The sequence below is a fragment of the Marinobacter arenosus genome (genome assembly GCF_019264345.1).
In the GTDB taxonomy this organism is placed as follows: Bacteria; Pseudomonadota; Gammaproteobacteria; order Pseudomonadales; family Oleiphilaceae; genus Marinobacter; species Marinobacter arenosus.
Window position 1 is genome coordinate 2,999,397 of record NZ_JAHVAO010000001.1, and the last position, 14,959, is coordinate 3,014,355.

At 60.4% G+C, this 14,959-nt stretch carries 17 protein-coding genes; 8 read left to right on the forward strand and 9 right to left on the reverse strand.

Annotated features, from left to right (window positions below; all coding sequences use genetic code 11):
- The first annotated feature begins 58 nt into the window (after window positions 1–58).
- Window positions 59–271: a ribosome modulation factor gene (rmf, locus tag KXD86_RS13675; protein ID WP_218636557.1), complete on the forward strand. Its 213-nt coding sequence runs from the start codon at window positions 59–61 to the stop codon at window positions 269–271.
- A gap of 18 nt (window positions 272–289) precedes the next feature.
- On the opposite strand, the gene KXD86_RS13680 is transcribed toward rmf, so the two are convergent.
- Window positions 290–730 carry a flagellar basal body-associated FliL family protein gene (locus KXD86_RS13680; RefSeq protein ID WP_218636558.1) on the reverse strand — a complete coding sequence of 147 codons (441 nt, stop codon included), beginning with the start codon at window positions 728–730 and terminating at the stop codon, window positions 290–292.
- Window positions 731–853: 123 nt separating this feature from the next.
- Between KXD86_RS13680 and KXD86_RS13685 the strand changes: the two genes are divergently transcribed.
- Window positions 854–1,360, forward strand: a complete 507-nt coding sequence (locus tag KXD86_RS13685; protein WP_218636559.1) for a disulfide bond formation protein B — start codon at window positions 854–856, stop codon at window positions 1,358–1,360.
- A gap of 101 nt (window positions 1,361–1,461) precedes the next feature.
- On the forward strand, window positions 1,462–1,941 hold the full coding sequence (gene rsd, locus KXD86_RS13690; RefSeq protein ID WP_218636560.1) for a sigma D regulator: 480 nt from the start codon (window positions 1,462–1,464) through the stop codon (window positions 1,939–1,941).
- A 68-nt stretch (window positions 1,942–2,009) separates the two neighbouring features.
- Here rsd and bamJ read toward each other — a convergent pair whose 3' ends face one another.
- From bamJ to KXD86_RS13705, 3 genes are all read right to left on the reverse strand, one after another.
- Complete coding sequence (gene bamJ / locus KXD86_RS13695) at window positions 2,010–2,741, reverse strand: BamJ family beta-barrel-assembly machinery protein (RefSeq protein WP_218636561.1); 732 nt, start codon at window positions 2,739–2,741, stop codon at window positions 2,010–2,012.
- 124 nt (window positions 2,742–2,865) lie between these two features.
- The gene (locus KXD86_RS13700) at window positions 2,866–3,249 is read right to left on the reverse strand and encodes a DUF4124 domain-containing protein (protein ID WP_218636562.1); all 384 of its coding nucleotides are present in this window, start codon (window positions 3,247–3,249) and stop codon (window positions 2,866–2,868) included.
- Window positions 3,246–3,851: a TIGR02444 family protein gene (locus tag KXD86_RS13705; protein ID WP_228739387.1), complete on the reverse strand. Its 606-nt coding sequence runs from the start codon at window positions 3,849–3,851 to the stop codon at window positions 3,246–3,248. The genes KXD86_RS13700 and KXD86_RS13705 overlap by 4 nt, the downstream gene beginning before the upstream one ends.
- Here KXD86_RS13705 and KXD86_RS13710 point away from each other — a divergent pair.
- Window positions 3,850–5,799: an ATP-binding cassette domain-containing protein gene (locus tag KXD86_RS13710; RefSeq protein WP_218636563.1), complete on the forward strand. Its 1,950-nt coding sequence runs from the start codon at window positions 3,850–3,852 to the stop codon at window positions 5,797–5,799. The genes KXD86_RS13705 and KXD86_RS13710 overlap by 2 nt on opposite strands.
- Window positions 5,800–5,805: 6 nt before the next feature.
- Here the strand turns inward: KXD86_RS13710 and ppx are convergent, their stop codons facing one another.
- A complete protein-coding gene (gene ppx, locus KXD86_RS13715; protein ID WP_312846293.1) occupies window positions 5,806–7,332 on the reverse strand; it encodes an exopolyphosphatase in 1,527 nt (508 codons plus the stop codon).
- A gap of 247 nt (window positions 7,333–7,579) precedes the next feature.
- On the opposite strand from ppx, the gene trxA reads away from it, so the two are divergent.
- The gene (trxA, locus tag KXD86_RS13720) at window positions 7,580–7,906 is read left to right on the forward strand and encodes a thioredoxin TrxA (RefSeq protein ID WP_012139190.1); all 327 of its coding nucleotides are present in this window, start codon (window positions 7,580–7,582) and stop codon (window positions 7,904–7,906) included.
- Window positions 7,907–7,984: 78 nt separating this feature from the next.
- On the opposite strand, the gene KXD86_RS13725 is transcribed toward trxA, so the two are convergent.
- The 4 genes from KXD86_RS13725 to moaB are packed head-to-tail and all read right to left on the reverse strand — an operon-like array spanning window position 7,985 to window position 10,530.
- Entirely contained in the window at window positions 7,985–8,431 is a 447-nt protein-coding gene (locus KXD86_RS13725; protein WP_218636564.1) for a molybdenum cofactor biosynthesis protein MoaE, read from the reverse strand.
- Window position 8,432: 1 nt separating this feature from the next.
- Window positions 8,433–8,702: a molybdopterin converting factor subunit 1 gene (moaD, locus tag KXD86_RS13730; RefSeq protein ID WP_218636565.1), complete on the reverse strand. Its 270-nt coding sequence runs from the start codon at window positions 8,700–8,702 to the stop codon at window positions 8,433–8,435.
- 2 nt (window positions 8,703–8,704) lie between these two features.
- Entirely contained in the window at window positions 8,705–9,919 is a 1,215-nt protein-coding gene (locus KXD86_RS13735) for a molybdopterin molybdotransferase MoeA (protein WP_218636566.1), read from the reverse strand.
- Window positions 9,920–9,957: 38 nt separating this feature from the next.
- Window positions 9,958–10,530: a molybdenum cofactor biosynthesis protein B gene (gene moaB, locus KXD86_RS13740; protein WP_218636567.1), complete on the reverse strand. Its 573-nt coding sequence runs from the start codon at window positions 10,528–10,530 to the stop codon at window positions 9,958–9,960.
- A gap of 378 nt (window positions 10,531–10,908) precedes the next feature.
- Here moaB and rho point away from each other — a divergent pair, with 378 nt between their 5' ends.
- The 3 genes from rho (at window position 10,909) to KXD86_RS13755 (ending at window position 14,927) form a co-directional block, all read left to right on the forward strand.
- Window positions 10,909–12,171, forward strand: a complete 1,263-nt coding sequence (gene rho / locus KXD86_RS13745; protein ID WP_218636568.1) for a transcription termination factor Rho — start codon at window positions 10,909–10,911, stop codon at window positions 12,169–12,171.
- A gap of 262 nt (window positions 12,172–12,433) precedes the next feature.
- A complete protein-coding gene (gene ubiD, locus KXD86_RS13750; protein WP_218636569.1) occupies window positions 12,434–13,921 on the forward strand; it encodes a 4-hydroxy-3-polyprenylbenzoate decarboxylase in 1,488 nt (495 codons plus the stop codon).
- A complete protein-coding gene (locus KXD86_RS13755; protein WP_228739388.1) occupies window positions 13,893–14,927 on the forward strand; it encodes a 2Fe-2S iron-sulfur cluster-binding protein in 1,035 nt (344 codons plus the stop codon). The genes ubiD and KXD86_RS13755 overlap by 29 nt, the downstream gene beginning before the upstream one ends.
- The last annotated feature ends 32 nt before the right edge of the window (window positions 14,928–14,959 follow it).

Below are 14,959 nucleotides of genomic sequence, written 5' to 3' on the forward strand. Positions count from 1 at the left end.
TGTCAGCTCCCGGGCCGGCTGTTAGCTTCTGTATTTACAGGGGCAAGGAGACACGGTCGTGGCAAGGGATATGAAGCTCGGTTGGGACGTGGAAGCACTGAACAAGGCATACCGCCAGGGATACATGGCGGCCTCCATGGGCATGGAAAAAGCACGTTGTCCCTATCGGGGCGAGGTGGTTATCGCAGCCTGGGAGGCCGGCTGGGACGACGCCGATCAGGTTGTGCAACAGGATCGCTCCGGAGACGATCTGTTTTCCAGGATTGCCTGAGGTCGGTCAGTCCCCGCGCTATTTCTGCACCACAAATTCCGTGAACAGGACGCCGGTGATGCTTTCGCCGGTCTGCTGTTCTTCCAGCACCTGATTGATCCGCGTTTTCGCCTCTTCCCGCAACGCCTGCTGGCCGGCGGTTGTCGTCAGCTCATCCGTGTCGGTCTGTTCCCCAAACAGCATGACCAGCTCGTGCCGCAGTCGTGGCATATGGGCCTCAACCGCGGGCCGGGCGCCGGTGCTGGCTGCCCTGAGACTGACCGAGGCTTTCAGGTACGTGATCCTGTTGCCCGGCACGCCGATGTGCGTCACGAACGGCGGGTCCATGGCGATGTAATCGGTGATGCCCGCCTCCTCAACAACCTCTTCGTCTTCGGGCTCTTCCGCGAGCAATGGTGCGGTGGCAAACGAACACAGGAAAAACAGCAGAGTCAGTACGGGATTTGGCTGAAGTCTCATAGGCTTGAAGTTGTTTATGGTTTAGGGTTTAGTGGCGACTCAGCAGTGACGTCGCCGTTCGGACCGAGAATAGCAGGCCCGGTGCGTGGATGCAGTTTCAATTGATCAATCTGAGGTGTTCTTTTGACAAGCAGGTGGGTGTTCGGACTGGTTTTTGTGGTGTGTGCCGGGTTATTGGGCGTGGCCTTCTATATGGAGCATGTGATGGGGCTGGAACCGTGCCCGTTGTGCTGGCTCCAGCGCTTCGGGTTCATGGGTGCCGGGCTGGTGAGCCTGCTGGCGGCGCTTCATGGTCCGACCGGTGTCGGCATTCGCATCTATGGCCTGTTTCTGGCCCTGACGGCCGGCGCCGGCCTGGGTATGGCGGGGCGTCAACTCTGGCTGCAGAGTTTGCCTGCCGATCAGGTGCCCGCCTGTGGTCCGTCGGTGGACTACATGCTTGAGGTGTTGCCGATTTTCGAGGTGCTCTCGACCGCGCTCAAAGGCACTGGCGATTGCGCCGAGGTGGTGTGGCGTTTCCTCGGGCTGAGTATTCCGGGCTGGACTGCGGTGTTCTTTAGCCTGCTGGTGGTGACCGGACTGGTGTTGCTGTTTCGGACGCCAAAACCGCAAAACTGGATTGCCGGCTGAAACGGTTGCGGCGGACCGCAGCCATGGGGTAAGTTGAAAGCCACCTGACAAGAAACGAGATCGAGACAGAAGATCCGGTTACGAAGCGGAGAACAGGCGTCATGTTGGAAAATTGCCGAAATGCCAGGGAACGTTGGGGCGGGGTCAGCGAACTCATTGATCGCTGGCTCAAAGAACGTCAGGAACTGCTGGTTCATTACTGTGAACTGTCCGGGGAGAACGATTTTTCCCAGACCGAGGCCCTGAAAGAGAAGTTTGTGCGCCTGTGCGAGGTTCTGGTGGATTACGTATCGACCGGTCACTTCGAGATCTACGAACAGCTGGTCCGTGAGGCCCGGGAATTCAACGACGGTGGTCTCGAACTGGCCGCCAAGGTCTACCCCCGGATTGAACAGACCACCGAGGTGGCCCTGAATTTCAACGACCGGCTGGACGGCCGCGATCTGTCCGAGCAGGACGTCAGGTCCTTGTTCGGGGAGTTGTCGAAGTTGGGCGAAACCCTGGAAAGCCGCTTCGAGATGGAGGATTTCCTGATCGAGCACCTGCACAACGTGCACGCGAACAAGGTCACCTCTGCCTGATCCGATCGCAGGGCAAAAAAAAGCCTCAGTACCGGTAACCGGACTGAGGCTTTTTTGATGGCTGCGGATTATTCCGACGCAGTCTCTTCGTCTGCCTGCGGGTTGATGTCCAGCAGCTCAACGTCGAAGACCAGTGTCTCGTTCGGACCGATGGCGCGGTTGCCACCCGGACCGTAGGCGAGATCCGCTGGAATGTAGAGCTTGTACCGGGCACCCTCGCTCATCAGCTGCAGGCCCTCGGTCCAGCCGGGAATGACCTGGTTCAGAGCGAACGTAACCGGCTCGCCGCGCTCGCGGGAGCTGTCGAACACTTCGCCGGACAGCAGTTCACCGGTGTAATGGACCTGAACGGTATCGGAGGCGGCAGGCTTTTCGCCGGAACCCTCTTCGAGAACCTCGAACTGCAGGCCGGACTCGGTGGTCTCCACTTCCTCTCGGTTGGCGTTTTCAGCCAGGAAAGCTTCGCCGGCCTCTTTGTTCTTCTGGGCCAGCTCTTCCATCTGCTGGGACTGCTTCTGCTGCATCTCCTGCTGGTAGGCCATCAGCGCCTGCTGAATTTCCTCACGGCTCATGCGCTGGACGTTTTCATCTCCGGAATGACCGTGCTGGATGCCCTGGAGGAACTGGTCCATCTGCAGATCCGGAAGGTCATTGCTCATACGCTCACCGAGCACCAGGCCCATGCCGTAGCTGACTTTCTGGTCGGTCGACTCCAGCTTCGGGTCTTCTGGGGTCTCGGGCGGGGTCGAGCAGCCAGCGACGATACCGGTCATTGCCAGTGCAAGCAGTGTTTTCTTCATTGCTTCATCCTTTGACGTAGGTACAGGGGCGCTTGCCCCAAAAGGTGTATGTCAGAACGCAGAAGGTAACGGGTTCTGTCGGCAGTTGCCACTGAACATGTGTTAAGAAACCGGACGGTTCCGGTCAGCTGCCATTCACGCCGGCGGTCGGGCCCAGTGAGAAGGGGGCGCTGTAGGGGGACTGCCAGTCGGTTTCCGGGTCTGTGGCCCGGTTCCGGGACAGCTCTTTTTCCGGGCGTTCAATGGCCAGGGTGTTCCACGGGCCGTTGGCCGGTGGTTGGTCCGCGTAGTGCCAGCTGCCGTCCGTGTCCTGCCATTTGAACACGATGTCGGGTCCGTCCGTTGTTACCGGCGACGGAACCAGGCCCTCGAAGGCCGGGATTTCCGGCTGTGTCTCTTCCGCAACCGGTTCTGAAACCTGTTCAGGCGCCTGGAGGCCGAAGAAAATCAACAACAGCAGCAAGCCGAGGGCCGGAAACGAGAGCCGGATGAGCCATTTCATCATCATGGCTGGGGTTCTCCCTTGGAGACGTCGGCCAGTGCACTGACCAGTGTATTCAGTAAAGGCTCCGCACGCCGGGCTCTGGCCGTGGTGGGGGCGGCAGCCTCAAGATTCGCATGGATCAGCTGTTCGCGTCCGTGCATGTTGCCGGTTTTCGGATTGTTGGTCATCAGTGTTTGCCAGGCCAGTGCCAATTCGATGCGTTCTGCGTCCAGCTCCAGGCCGGCAACGCCACTGCGTAGTTTGTTGAGATCCGAACGTGTCTTCGGAAGCAATTGCCGCACGGTGCGCAGGGCGCCGGTTACATGGCTGCGCCACTCTGTTACCGTAGCGTCCTCTGAGCCAGTGTACGTTCTGCCATTCAGTGCCAACCATGTGGCGCACAGGATTCGAGTGACACTCCAGCCCTGTGTTTGTAGTGCCAGGCAAGCCTCCTGGACGCCTGCCTTTTGCCAGAATGTGAGAGCAAAACGCCACAACGGGTTATCTGGTTCCAATTGTTCTGGAATTTTCAGGTTTTCTGCCGGAGTTTCCGTGTGGCTTTCGCGTGAAACCGGCATGACAACCGAGCCTTCTCTTAAATCTGTACGTTGATAAAATGAAATCATGTTAACGATAACCGAACTCAGTTTACAACGGGGTGGCGTCTGGTTGCTACAGTCGGTCGACCTCACGGTTCAGCCCGGTCAGCGTGTGGCAATTGTCGGCGCCAATGGCGCTGGAAAATCCAGTCTGTTCCAGCTGTTACTGGGTGAGCTGGCGCCGGAGCAGGGTAGCGTTTCGCTGCCGGGCGGCTGCCGGATTGCCCACATGGCCCAGGAAGTGGAAGCCTCCGGACGCAGCGCCCGGGATTTTGTCCTGGACGGCGATCTCGATCTACGTCGCCTGGAGTCGGAGCTCGCCGATGCCGAGGCGCGCGGTGATGACCATGCCCAGGCCCGGATTCATGGCGAACTGGACGTTCATGAAGCCTGGTCGGCGCCTCGTCGGGCCGAAGCCCTGCTGCGAGGCCTTGGATTTTCCGATCAGGATACCGATCGGCCGGTGTCGGCATTCTCTGGTGGCTGGCGCATTCGGCTCAATCTTGCCCAGGCGCTGATGCGGCCGTCGGACCTGTTGCTGCTGGATGAGCCAACCAACCACCTGGACCTCGATGCCTGCCTCTGGCTGGAGAACTGGCTCCGCCGTTACCCGGGCACCCTGCTGTTTATTTCCCACGACCGGGATTTCATGGACCGGGTCGCCACTCATGTGGTGCACTTCGACCAGCGCAAGCTGGAGCTCTACACCGGCAACTACACGGCTTTCGAGGGCCAGCGCAGCGAGCGACTGGCCCAGCAGCAGGCCGGCTTCGAGCGTCAACAGGCACGCATCGCTGAAATTCAGCGTTTCATTGACCGTTTCAAGGCCAAGGCGACCAAGGCCCGGCAGGCCCAAAGTCGCGTCAAGGCGCTGGAGCGCATGGAGCGAATCGCGCCCGCTCACATCGACTCGCCGTTCAGTTTCGAGTTTCCGGTGGCGGACAAGGTCTCCAACCCTCTGCTCTCCATCCGGAACGGGCAGGCCGGACACGGTTCGGTTCCGATCATCGATGGTATTAACCTTACCCTGTTGCCCGGCAGCCGAATTGGCCTTTTGGGCCCAAATGGCGCCGGCAAGTCCACGCTGATGGATGCCCTGCGGGGCGAGAGCACCTTGCTTGCTGGAGAACGGACCTGTGGCGAGCATCTGGCCATCGGCTATTTCGCCCAGCATCAGCTCGAATCCCTCGACCTTGATGCCAGCCCCTTTCTGCATTTGCAGCGACTGGCACCGAAAGCCTCCGAGCAGAGCATTCGCAATTTCCTCGGAGGATTCGATTTCCACGGTGATGAGGCGCTGAGCCCCATTCGCTCGTTTTCCGGTGGCGAGAAAGCCCGCGTGGCGCTGGCGGTGATCGCCTGGCAGAAACCGAACCTGCTGCTGCTGGATGAGCCGACCAACCACCTGGACCTGGAAATGCGTCAGGCCCTGACCATGGCCCTGCAGAACTTTGAGGGCGCCATCGTGGTGGTTTCCCACGATCGTCACCTGTTGCGCAACACGGTCGATGAATTCTGGCTGGTCAATGAGGGCAAGGTGACGGAGTACCAGGGAGACCTGGAGGATTACGAGCGCTGGCTGGCGGACCGGCGCAAGGAGGATGGCGAGGCTCCCCGGCGGCGGGACGATAGCGCCCAGGCTTCGGCGTCGGTTCAGCCGGAGGCTGCCATCGGCGAGAGTGCGGACGACAGGAAAGCGCGCAAGCGGGCTGAGGCGGCCCTCCGACAAAAACTCAGTCCCTATCGCAAGCAGCAGTCAGCGCTGGAAAGGGACATGGACAGCCTGCAGCAAACGTTAAAGGCGGTCGAGGCGGATCTTGCCAATCCAGAGCTTTATGAAGCCGGCGGAAAGGCCATGCTGCAGGAGTTATTGGGTAAGCAGGCAGAGGCCCGGGGGCGCCTGGAGGAGGTCGAGGCTCAGTGGCTGGAGGTGAGTGAAACGGTGGAATCCCTGGAAGGGGAGCTGACCGGCTAGGCCCCATCAGTCTCCGGCTATGAGCAGTTCGAAATCCTGTTTGGACAGGTAATCGCGCTCGTTTTCCAGATCGGCCCGCGTGAGCGGGCGATCATCCAGCCAGCCTTCGGCAAACTCAAGTACCAGCTTGTTGTCGTGGGCGTGCAGCGTGAAGTCGGGCGGGGATTCCAGGTTGCGAGGGTGTTGTATCAGTACGGCAAGGCGCACGAGCACACACAGGTAACGCAGTCGGGTCCGGTCTTCCGGATCCAGACCCTCGAAAATGGCCGGAGAAAACTTGCGCCGGTGGCCCCGAACGAGTGTTGCCAGATCGCGCTGGAACTGCTGGCTGAAGCCGGGCAGGTCCGAGTAACGCAACAGATAGGCCCCGTGCTTGTGATACTGGCTGTGGGAGATGGTCAGACCGATCTCGTGCAGGCGGCACGCCCAGCGAAGCACTTCCTCGTCACTGAGCGTTCTCAGTCCCCAGGTGTCGGCGACCTGCTCCCAGGCGGCCACGGCGGTGGCTTCCACCGCGGCGCCATGCTCCTGGTCAACGTGGTAGCGTTCCTGCAACGCCGAGATGGTTCGCTCGCGGACGTCTTCGTGGCAGATGCGACCGGCGATGTCATACAGCAGGCCTTCCCGCAGCGCGCCATCGGCGAACTCCATTTCCTCGATGCCCAGGGACTGGAAGGCGGCCATCAGGATGGCAAAGCCGGCCGGGAAAATGTTCTGGCGATCTGAACGAACCCCGAGCTCCCCCAGTTTTTCGGTCTTTCCCATATCCACCAGACGTTTGCGAAGCTCCTGCATCCCTTCTCTGGTGATGGTGCCATCGGAGATCTTCAGGCTGGCCAGGGCACTGGCGATGGCCTTGATGGAGCCGGACGACCCAACCGCACTCTGCCAACCGACCGAGCGGAAATGCCGGCGGATGTTCAGGAGTTCCAGTTCGGCGTGGGTGATGGCCTTGTCCATCTGCCGGCGGGTGATCTTGCCATCCGGGAAGTAGCGGTTGCGGAACGAGACGCAGCCCATGTGCAGGCTTTCGAGCACCTGGGGTTCGAAACGCTGGCCGATAATAAACTCGGTGCTGCCGCCCCCGATATCGATCACCAGCCGGCGACCGACGTCGTCCGACAGGGTGTGGGACACCCCCAGGTAAATCAGACGGGCCTCTTCCCGTCCGGCGATGATCTCCACCGGGTAGCCCAGTACTTCCTCGGCCCGGTCCATGAACTCCCGTGCGTTTCGGGCCACCCGGAGGGCATTGGTGCCAACGATCTGGACCGATTCCGGCGGCATGCCATTCAGGCGTTGGGCAAACCGGCTGAGACACGCCAGGCCGCGTTCCTGGGCTTCGGGGGTCAGGCGATTGAATTCGTCGAGGCCGGCGCCAAGCTGAACCTTTTCGCCCATTTTTTCCAGGGTACGGATCTCTCCGTGCACCAGCCGGGCAACGACCATGTGAAAACTGTTGGAGCCCATATCGATGGCTGCCAGAACCTCTGATGAGGGGGCAGCGCTTTCGGCAGTGGATGCGGCCGTCACGTTGGTCGGAATCCTTTTAAGGTTAGCGTTCGCGCTACTATAAGCGAAATCCCTCAGGGCTGTCAGTAATGCGCAGGCCGATCTACCGCTTCACATACTGCGGACCAATCGCGTAAAGTATGCCGTATCTCGATTAGGGTGAGGGGCTGCCGATTCATTGGCCGCCCTTCAGCGAAGTGAACAGCGCCTTGCCGCAGTGTGACAAACAGGCTGGCATCAGGTAGGGCGCACGAATCAGGAAATGGTAATGAGCGGAAATATCGTAAACGTAACCGACGCTTCTTTTGAGCAGGACGTACTGCAGTCCGACGTTCCGGTACTGGTTGACTACTGGGCGGAGTGGTGCGGTCCCTGCAAGATGATTGCGCCGGTACTGGAAGAGATTGCCGACGAGTACGATGGCAAGCTGAAGATCTGCAAGCTGAACATCGATGAGAACGAGCAGACTCCGCCCAAGTTCAACATCCGCGGTATTCCGACCCTGATGCTGTTCAAAAACGGCAACGTCGATGCAACCAAGGTGGGCGCCCTGTCCAAGTCGCAACTGGCGGCGTTCCTGGACAGCAATCTCTGATTGCCGACCGGTTAAGCAAAACCGCCCCTGAGTAACGGCTCACGGGCGGTTTTTTTGTGCCTGTGATGGCGCTCCTGATTACTCCCAGGTTTTACTGCGAGCGACATCGGATTCCTTCTGTTCGACCCAGTGCTCACCCGATGCGGTGATTTCCTTTTTCCAAAAGGGGGCCGACGTCTTGAGCGCATCCATGATGAACTGGCAGGCGGCAAACGCATCCTCCCGGTGGGCGCTGCAGACTCCGACAAACACGATCTGGTCCTGCAGGGCCAGGCGACCCACCCGGTGAATGACCCGGGCTTTGCGTACGCTCCAGCGGCTTGACGCTGTCTCAATCAAGTTGCCGATCACCTGTTCGGTCATGCCTGGGTAATGCTCCAGGTAGAGCCCCGTTACCCCTTTCATGTCCCCGCTGTCCCGCACCAGGCCCGTAAACGTGGCAATCGCCCCGGTCCCTGCGCCGCTGTCTCGCAGTTCGGCATACTCGGCAGCCGGATCAAAATCTTCGGTCTGGATCGAAATCATCTCAGCCTCCGGTGACCGGTGGGAAGAAGGCGACCTCATCGCCACCCTGAACGGCCGTTGAGGGTTTGGCCATGGTCTGGTTGACCGCGATCATGACCGGCTGGCTGCCTTGAAGTTGCGCCCAGGGCCCACCGCGACGGGCCAGTTCGGCGAGAATCTGTCCGGTGGTCAGGCCCGGTTGCGCCGGCACGGTCAGTTGTTCCGCACCCAACTCTTCCCGCAGTCGGGCAAAAAAACGGATGGTGATGGTGTCTGTGGTTTCTGTGGTCATAGTTATGCCAGAAGTTCATCGAACGAATAAAACGTTAGCACGTCGCCGGGTTTGACCGAAGTGTTCTCCGGGACCACCGCCAGGCCGCTTGCCCAGCAGGCCGAATTCAGAACCCCGGAGCTCTGGTTCGAGTAGGCGGCGATGCACACCTGTCCGTCCCGCAACTCCTTGCGCGCACGAACAAATTCCCGGCGAATGGAGCCGGTGTCGATCTGGAAGGCCGCCGGCAGGCGTTCACCGGTAAGCTCGGTGTGGAGTCGGCCCTGACGCTTGCGTATGAGCGGCATTCCGATCATCAGAAACGTAACCAGCACCGAGGCCGGATTACCCGGGAGACCCAGAACAGGCGTACCACCGATCTCGCCAAACGCCAGAGGTTTGCCCGGTTTGATGGCCAGGCGCCAGAGTGAGAGGTCGCCGGAATCCTCCAGCACCGCCCGGACATGGTCTTCCTCGCCCACGGATACGCCACCGCTGGTGATGATCAGGTCGGCGCGGTCCGCCGCCTGTTGCAGGGCGTTCCGGGTGGCCTGTCGGGTATCCTCGACGGATTCGCACAGCACCACCTCGCAGCCGGCAAGTTCAAGCAGACCAAGCAGGGTGAAGCGATTGGTGTTGTAGATCTGGCCTGGTCCCAACGGCTTTCCCGGGTCCACCAGCTCGTCGCCGGTGGTCAGGATGGCGACTCTCAGCTTCGCCAGGACCGGCACCCGCGCGACGCCCATGGAGGCAAGCAGGCCCATTTCCTGAGGGCGAATGCGGGTTCCCCGGGGCAGGGCGAGGTTGCCTACGGCAAGATCCTGGCCGCGGCGACGGATGTTCTGGCCCTCGGTCACCTCGGCCAATACCGAGATCCCGGCGTCCGAGGTTTCGACACGCTCCTGCATGACCACCGAATCCGCACCGGGGGGGATCTCCGAGCCGGTGAAGATCCGTGCGGCGGTGCCCGGCGTCAACGGCTGTGGTGGCTCGCCGGCCGGGATGCGGGCCGAAACCGGGAGCGGTTTGCCGGGTTGCAGGTCCCGACAGCGCAGCGCGTATCCATCCACGGCGCTGTTGTCTGCCGGGGGGACGTCGGCGGGTACGGTCTGGTCTTCCGCCAGAATACGGTTCAGGCTGTCGGTCAAGTTGACCGTTTCGGTTTCAGTCATCGTCGGCGCCCTGGCCAGCAAGTGTGCCAGGGCATCTTCCAGAGGGGTCAGTTCGTGGCCGGCCATCGGGTCTCTACTCCTTGCGGTGTCGCTGCCTTCGGGAACTAGCGTTTGGCACGGGTGCCAACGGTTTCGTGCAGCCGCTGGTACGGAAGCTCCGGCTTGCGCAGCACGAGCCCGGAGAAGTTGCAGGGGGCGTGGCGGCTGTCCAGTTGTGAGCTCAGGATGCCGTTCCACCCGGTCCGGCAGGCGCCCGTTGAACCCGGCAGGCAGAAAATGACCGTATGGTTGGCCAGGCCACCGAAGGCCCGGGATTGAACGGTGGAAGAGCCAATTTCTGACGCCGAGAGGCGACGGAACTCTTCACCAAATCCTTCAATCTTCTTGTCCAGGAGCGGTTTGACCGCTTCGGGGGTGCTGTCGCGTTCGGAGAACCCCGTGCCACCCGTGATGATGACGGCGTGGATCTCCTGGTCCGCAATCCAGTTGGCCACCAGGGCGCGCACCAGATAGATGTCGTCAGGCAGGATCCTCCTGGTCACCAGCGTGTGGCCATACTCGATGATGCTGTCTTCAAGGAACTGGCCTGAGGTGTCCTGGTCGGGCCCCCGGGTGTCAGAGACGGTCAGAAGGGCGATGTTCAGAGGTTTGAGTTCGCCGGTGAGTTCGCTGCTCATGGAGTAGGCTCCGTAGAATGAAAGAAGGCTATGGTTATCAGTATCCGTATGACCGCCGGTGAATGGAAGGGGGTATCCCTTCAGGGGGGCGGGCAGTGGTGGTTGCCGGACCCGGATCAGGGAGCTCGATGAAATTGGCGTTAATTTGGGCAGTGTACTTGACATTCGCCAGTCAGGTGGCCGATGATCGCTTTTGCCCGGCGAACGGTTGTTCCCACTCTCTGGCTTCAGTACCTTTAATTCCGGACTCCATCTACAACCGGTTGCTCCATCTGGCCAGCATCAAGTTCAACGATTTTAATTATTGATCAATCCGTTCAGGGGCACCCCTGTCATCCCATTATTCGCTTACTTCCATTCCTGAAAATCCAACAAACTATGAATCTTACTGAACTCAAGCAGAAATCCATGCCCGAATTGCTCGATATTGCGCAAGAAATGGGCCTCGATAACCTGGCTCGTTCGCGCAAGCAGGATGTGATCTTCACCATCCTGAAGAAGCATGCCAAGAGCGGCGAAGACATCTACGGTGACGGCGTACTGGAAATTCTGCAGGACGGTTTCGGCTTCCTCCGTTCCGCCGACGCCTCGTATCTGGCCGGGCCTGATGACATTTACGTGTCGCCGAGCCAGATCCGTCGGTTCAACCTGCGCACCGGCGATACCGTTGCTGGCAAGATCCGCCCGCCGAAAGATGGGGAGCGTTATTTTGCGCTGTTGAAAGTTAACGAGATTAACTTCGACAAGCCGGACAATGCCCGTAACAAAATTCTGTTTGAAAACCTCACGCCGCTGTTCCCCGAGGAACGCCTGACCCTGGAAGCCGGAAACGGCAGTACTGAGGATCTGTCGTCTCGGGTACTGGATTTGGTGGCGCCCATCGGCAAGGGCCAGCGTGGTCTGATCGTCTCCCCGCCCAAGGCCGGTAAGACGCTGCTGATGCAGAGCATTGCCCAGTCCATCACCCGCAACAATCCCGAGTGCCATGTCATGGTGCTGCTGATTGACGAGCGGCCTGAGGAAGTCACCGAGATGCAGCGCACCGTGCGCGGCGAGGTCATCGCCTCCACGTTTGACGAGCCGCCGGCCCGTCACGTTCAGGTCGCAGAAATGGTGATCGAGAAGGCCAAGCGTCTGGTTGAGCACAAGAAAGACGTGGTGATCCTGCTGGATTCCATCACCCGATTGGCTCGTGCCTACAACACGGTGATTCCGTCCTCTGGCAAGGTCCTGACCGGTGGTGTGGACGCCCACGCCCTGGAGAAGCCCAAGCGCTTCTTCGGTGCTGCCCGTAACGTGGAAGAAGGCGGCAGCCTGACCATCCTTGCCACGGCGCTGGTCAACACCGGCTCCAAGATGGACGAGGTGATCTACGAGGAGTTCAAGGGTACCGGCAACATGGAGATCCATCTGGATCGCAAGATTGCCGAGAAGCGGACCTATCCGGCCATCAACATCCGCAGCTCCGGCACCCGCCGTGAAGACCTGCTGATGAGCGAGGCGGACATCCAGCGGGTCTGGATCCTGCGCAAGCTGCTGCACTCCATGGACGACGACACGGCGGCAATCGAGTTCCTGCTGGACAAGCTCAAGGACACCAAGACCAATGACGAGTTCTTCCAGTCGATGAAGCGTCGCTGAGTGTCCTGGCTGGAGGCGGATGCGACTGCGCGTCCGTCTCCGAGCTGGTCAGTGCCGGGGCTTCTCTCCCCGGACACGCCGTTAATACGTCCCTGTAGGCTTGGTCTTGCCATCCCTGGCAAGACACAGTCCGGGGAGAGAAGCCCCGGCACTGGTTTCCCGAACAGGTTCGCGCCACAAACTTCCTCCCCGCTGTGCACGCAGCAAAGACATCCGATAGCTTGCCAGGCCCGTAAAAAGCCCGAAACCTTCGGAGCATGCGATGAAATACAACGACCTGCGAGACTTCATTGACCAGTTGGAAAAGCTGGGCGAATTGAAACGCATCTCGGTTGAAGTGGATCCCCATCTGGAAATGACGGAAATCTGTGACCGCACGTTGCGGGCGGAGGGGCCGGCGTTGCTGTTCGAAAATCCGAAGGGCTATGACATGCCAGTGCTGGCCAACCTGTTTGGCACGCCAAAGCGGGTCGCAATGGGTATGGGGCAGGAGAACGTCACCGCGCTGAGGGACATTGGCAAGCTGCTGGCGTTCCTGAAGGAGCCGGATCCCCCCAAGGGCTTTCGGGATGCCATCGAAAAGCTGCCGCTGTTCCGTCAGGTGATGCGCATGAGTCCGAAGGTACTCCGGTCCGCGCCGTGTCAGGATGTGGTGATTGAGAAAGACCGGGTGGATCTTTACCAGATTCCGGTGCAGCACTGCTGGCCGGGCGACGCCGGTCCGTTAGTCACCTGGCCGCTGGTGATTACCCGTGGGCCTCACAAGGAGCGGCAGAATCTCGGCATCTATCGGCAGCAGGTGATTGGTCGCAATCGACTGATCATGCGCTGGCTGAGCCATCGTGGTGGCGCGCTGGATTTCCAGGAGTTCCAGAAGGCCAATCCGGGGCAGCCGTACCCGGTTGCCGTGGCGTTGGGGGCGGATCCGGCTACGATCCTCGGTGCGGTGACACCGGTGCCGGATTCTTTGTCCGAGTACGCGTTCGCAGGGCTGCTGCGGGGCAGCCGGACCGAGCTGGTGAAGGCCGGTCTGAGTGACCTGCAGGTGCCGGCCAGTGCCGAGATTGTTCTGGAAGGGTTTATCTACCCGGACGACACGGCGCCCGAGGGACCGTTCGGGGATCACACCGGTTACTACAACGAAGTGGACGAGTTCCCGGTGTTCACGGTGGAGCGCATCACCCACCGCCGAGACCCGATTTACCACAGTACCTATACGGGGCGGCCGCCCGATGAACCGGCGATTCTGGGCGTCGCCCTGAATGAAGTGTTCATCCCGATTCTGCAGAAACAGTTCCCGGAAATCGTGGACTTTTACTTGCCCCCCGAGGGCTGCTCCTACCGCCTTGCAGTGGTGACCATGAAGAAGCAGTACCCCGGCCATGCCAAACGGGTCATGATGGGCGTATGGTCATTTCTGCGTCAGTTCATGTACACCAAGTTCGTCATTGTTACGGATGACGATGTGAACGCCCGGGACTGGAAAGACGTCATCTGGGCGATGACCACCAGGATGGATCCGGTCCGGGACACCACGATGGTGGAAAACACACCGATTGATTACCTGGACTTTGCCTCGCCGGTGTCCGGACTCGGTTCCAAAATGGGGATGGACGCCACCAACAAATGGCCGGGCGAAACCGACCGCGAGTGGGGAACCCCCATCACCATGACCGACGAGGTCAAGCAGCGGGTGGATGAGCTCTGGGAGAGTCTGGCCATTGAAACTGGCTCCGCTCGCCCCGAGTGATAGGGGCAGCGATGTGTATCGGGTCGTTTTAACACCGTCCGGGCTAGGCTACGACGTCGGCCCCGATGACGATCTGCTCAATGCGGCGGCTCGCGCGGGAATTGATGTGCCCGCTGCCTGCCGCAATGGGGTATGTGAGATCTGTGAAGCCCGGTTAGTGCACGGGGCTGTTCTCAATACCCGAAACCAACAGAAGATTCCGGTCACCGGGCGCCTGATGATGTGCAGAAGTCGGGCGTTGGGTGACCTTGAACTGGAGATAAACGCCGTTATGGCCGCCGGAAATATTCAGCCTCGCAGATTCCAGGCAAAGGTGGTGGACGTCCGGTCCATCAGTCACGACGTCTTCCGCGTGGAGCTTCAACTGCCCCGCCGCCGGGAGTTGTCGTTCCATGCCGGCCAGTATCTGTCCGTGAACCTGCCCGATGCCGACCCTTGCTACTTTTCCATTGCCAGTAGCCCGTCTGAACAGAACATCGAGCTTCATATCCAGGCCTCCCCCGACTGGGTCTCGGCGCAGAAAGTGATTGATGCCCTGACGGCCGGCGGAGAAGTGACTCTGGAGTTGCCCCATGGCAAGGCTTGCCTCGCTGCCGCGCCGACCAAGCCCCTGTTGTTGGTGGCTGCCGGCACCGGTTTTGCGCAGATGAAGAGTCTGGTGGATTACCTGCGAAAGACGTCCTACGATCAGCCGGTGAAGCTTTACTGGGGCGTTCGTCGCCACGAGGACATGTACCTCAGGTCCCTGGCCCAGGAATGGGAGCGGGACTGGCCGCCGTTTACCTTTTTGCCGGTTGTCGGTGACGACGAGGATAATGACTGGGGTGGCCACCACGATCAGTTGGTGCGGGCCGTTCTGGCTTCGGGTATGGACTGGCGCAACGTGGAAGTGCACGCCAGTGGCTCGCCCACCATGGTGTATACCCTGATGGATGCGCTGATCGAGGCAGGACTGCCGGAAGAGGCGTTCTTTTCCGACGTGCTGGAGTACGCACCCCGCAGTTGATCAACGACCGGGCCGGGCCGATGGCCCGCCCG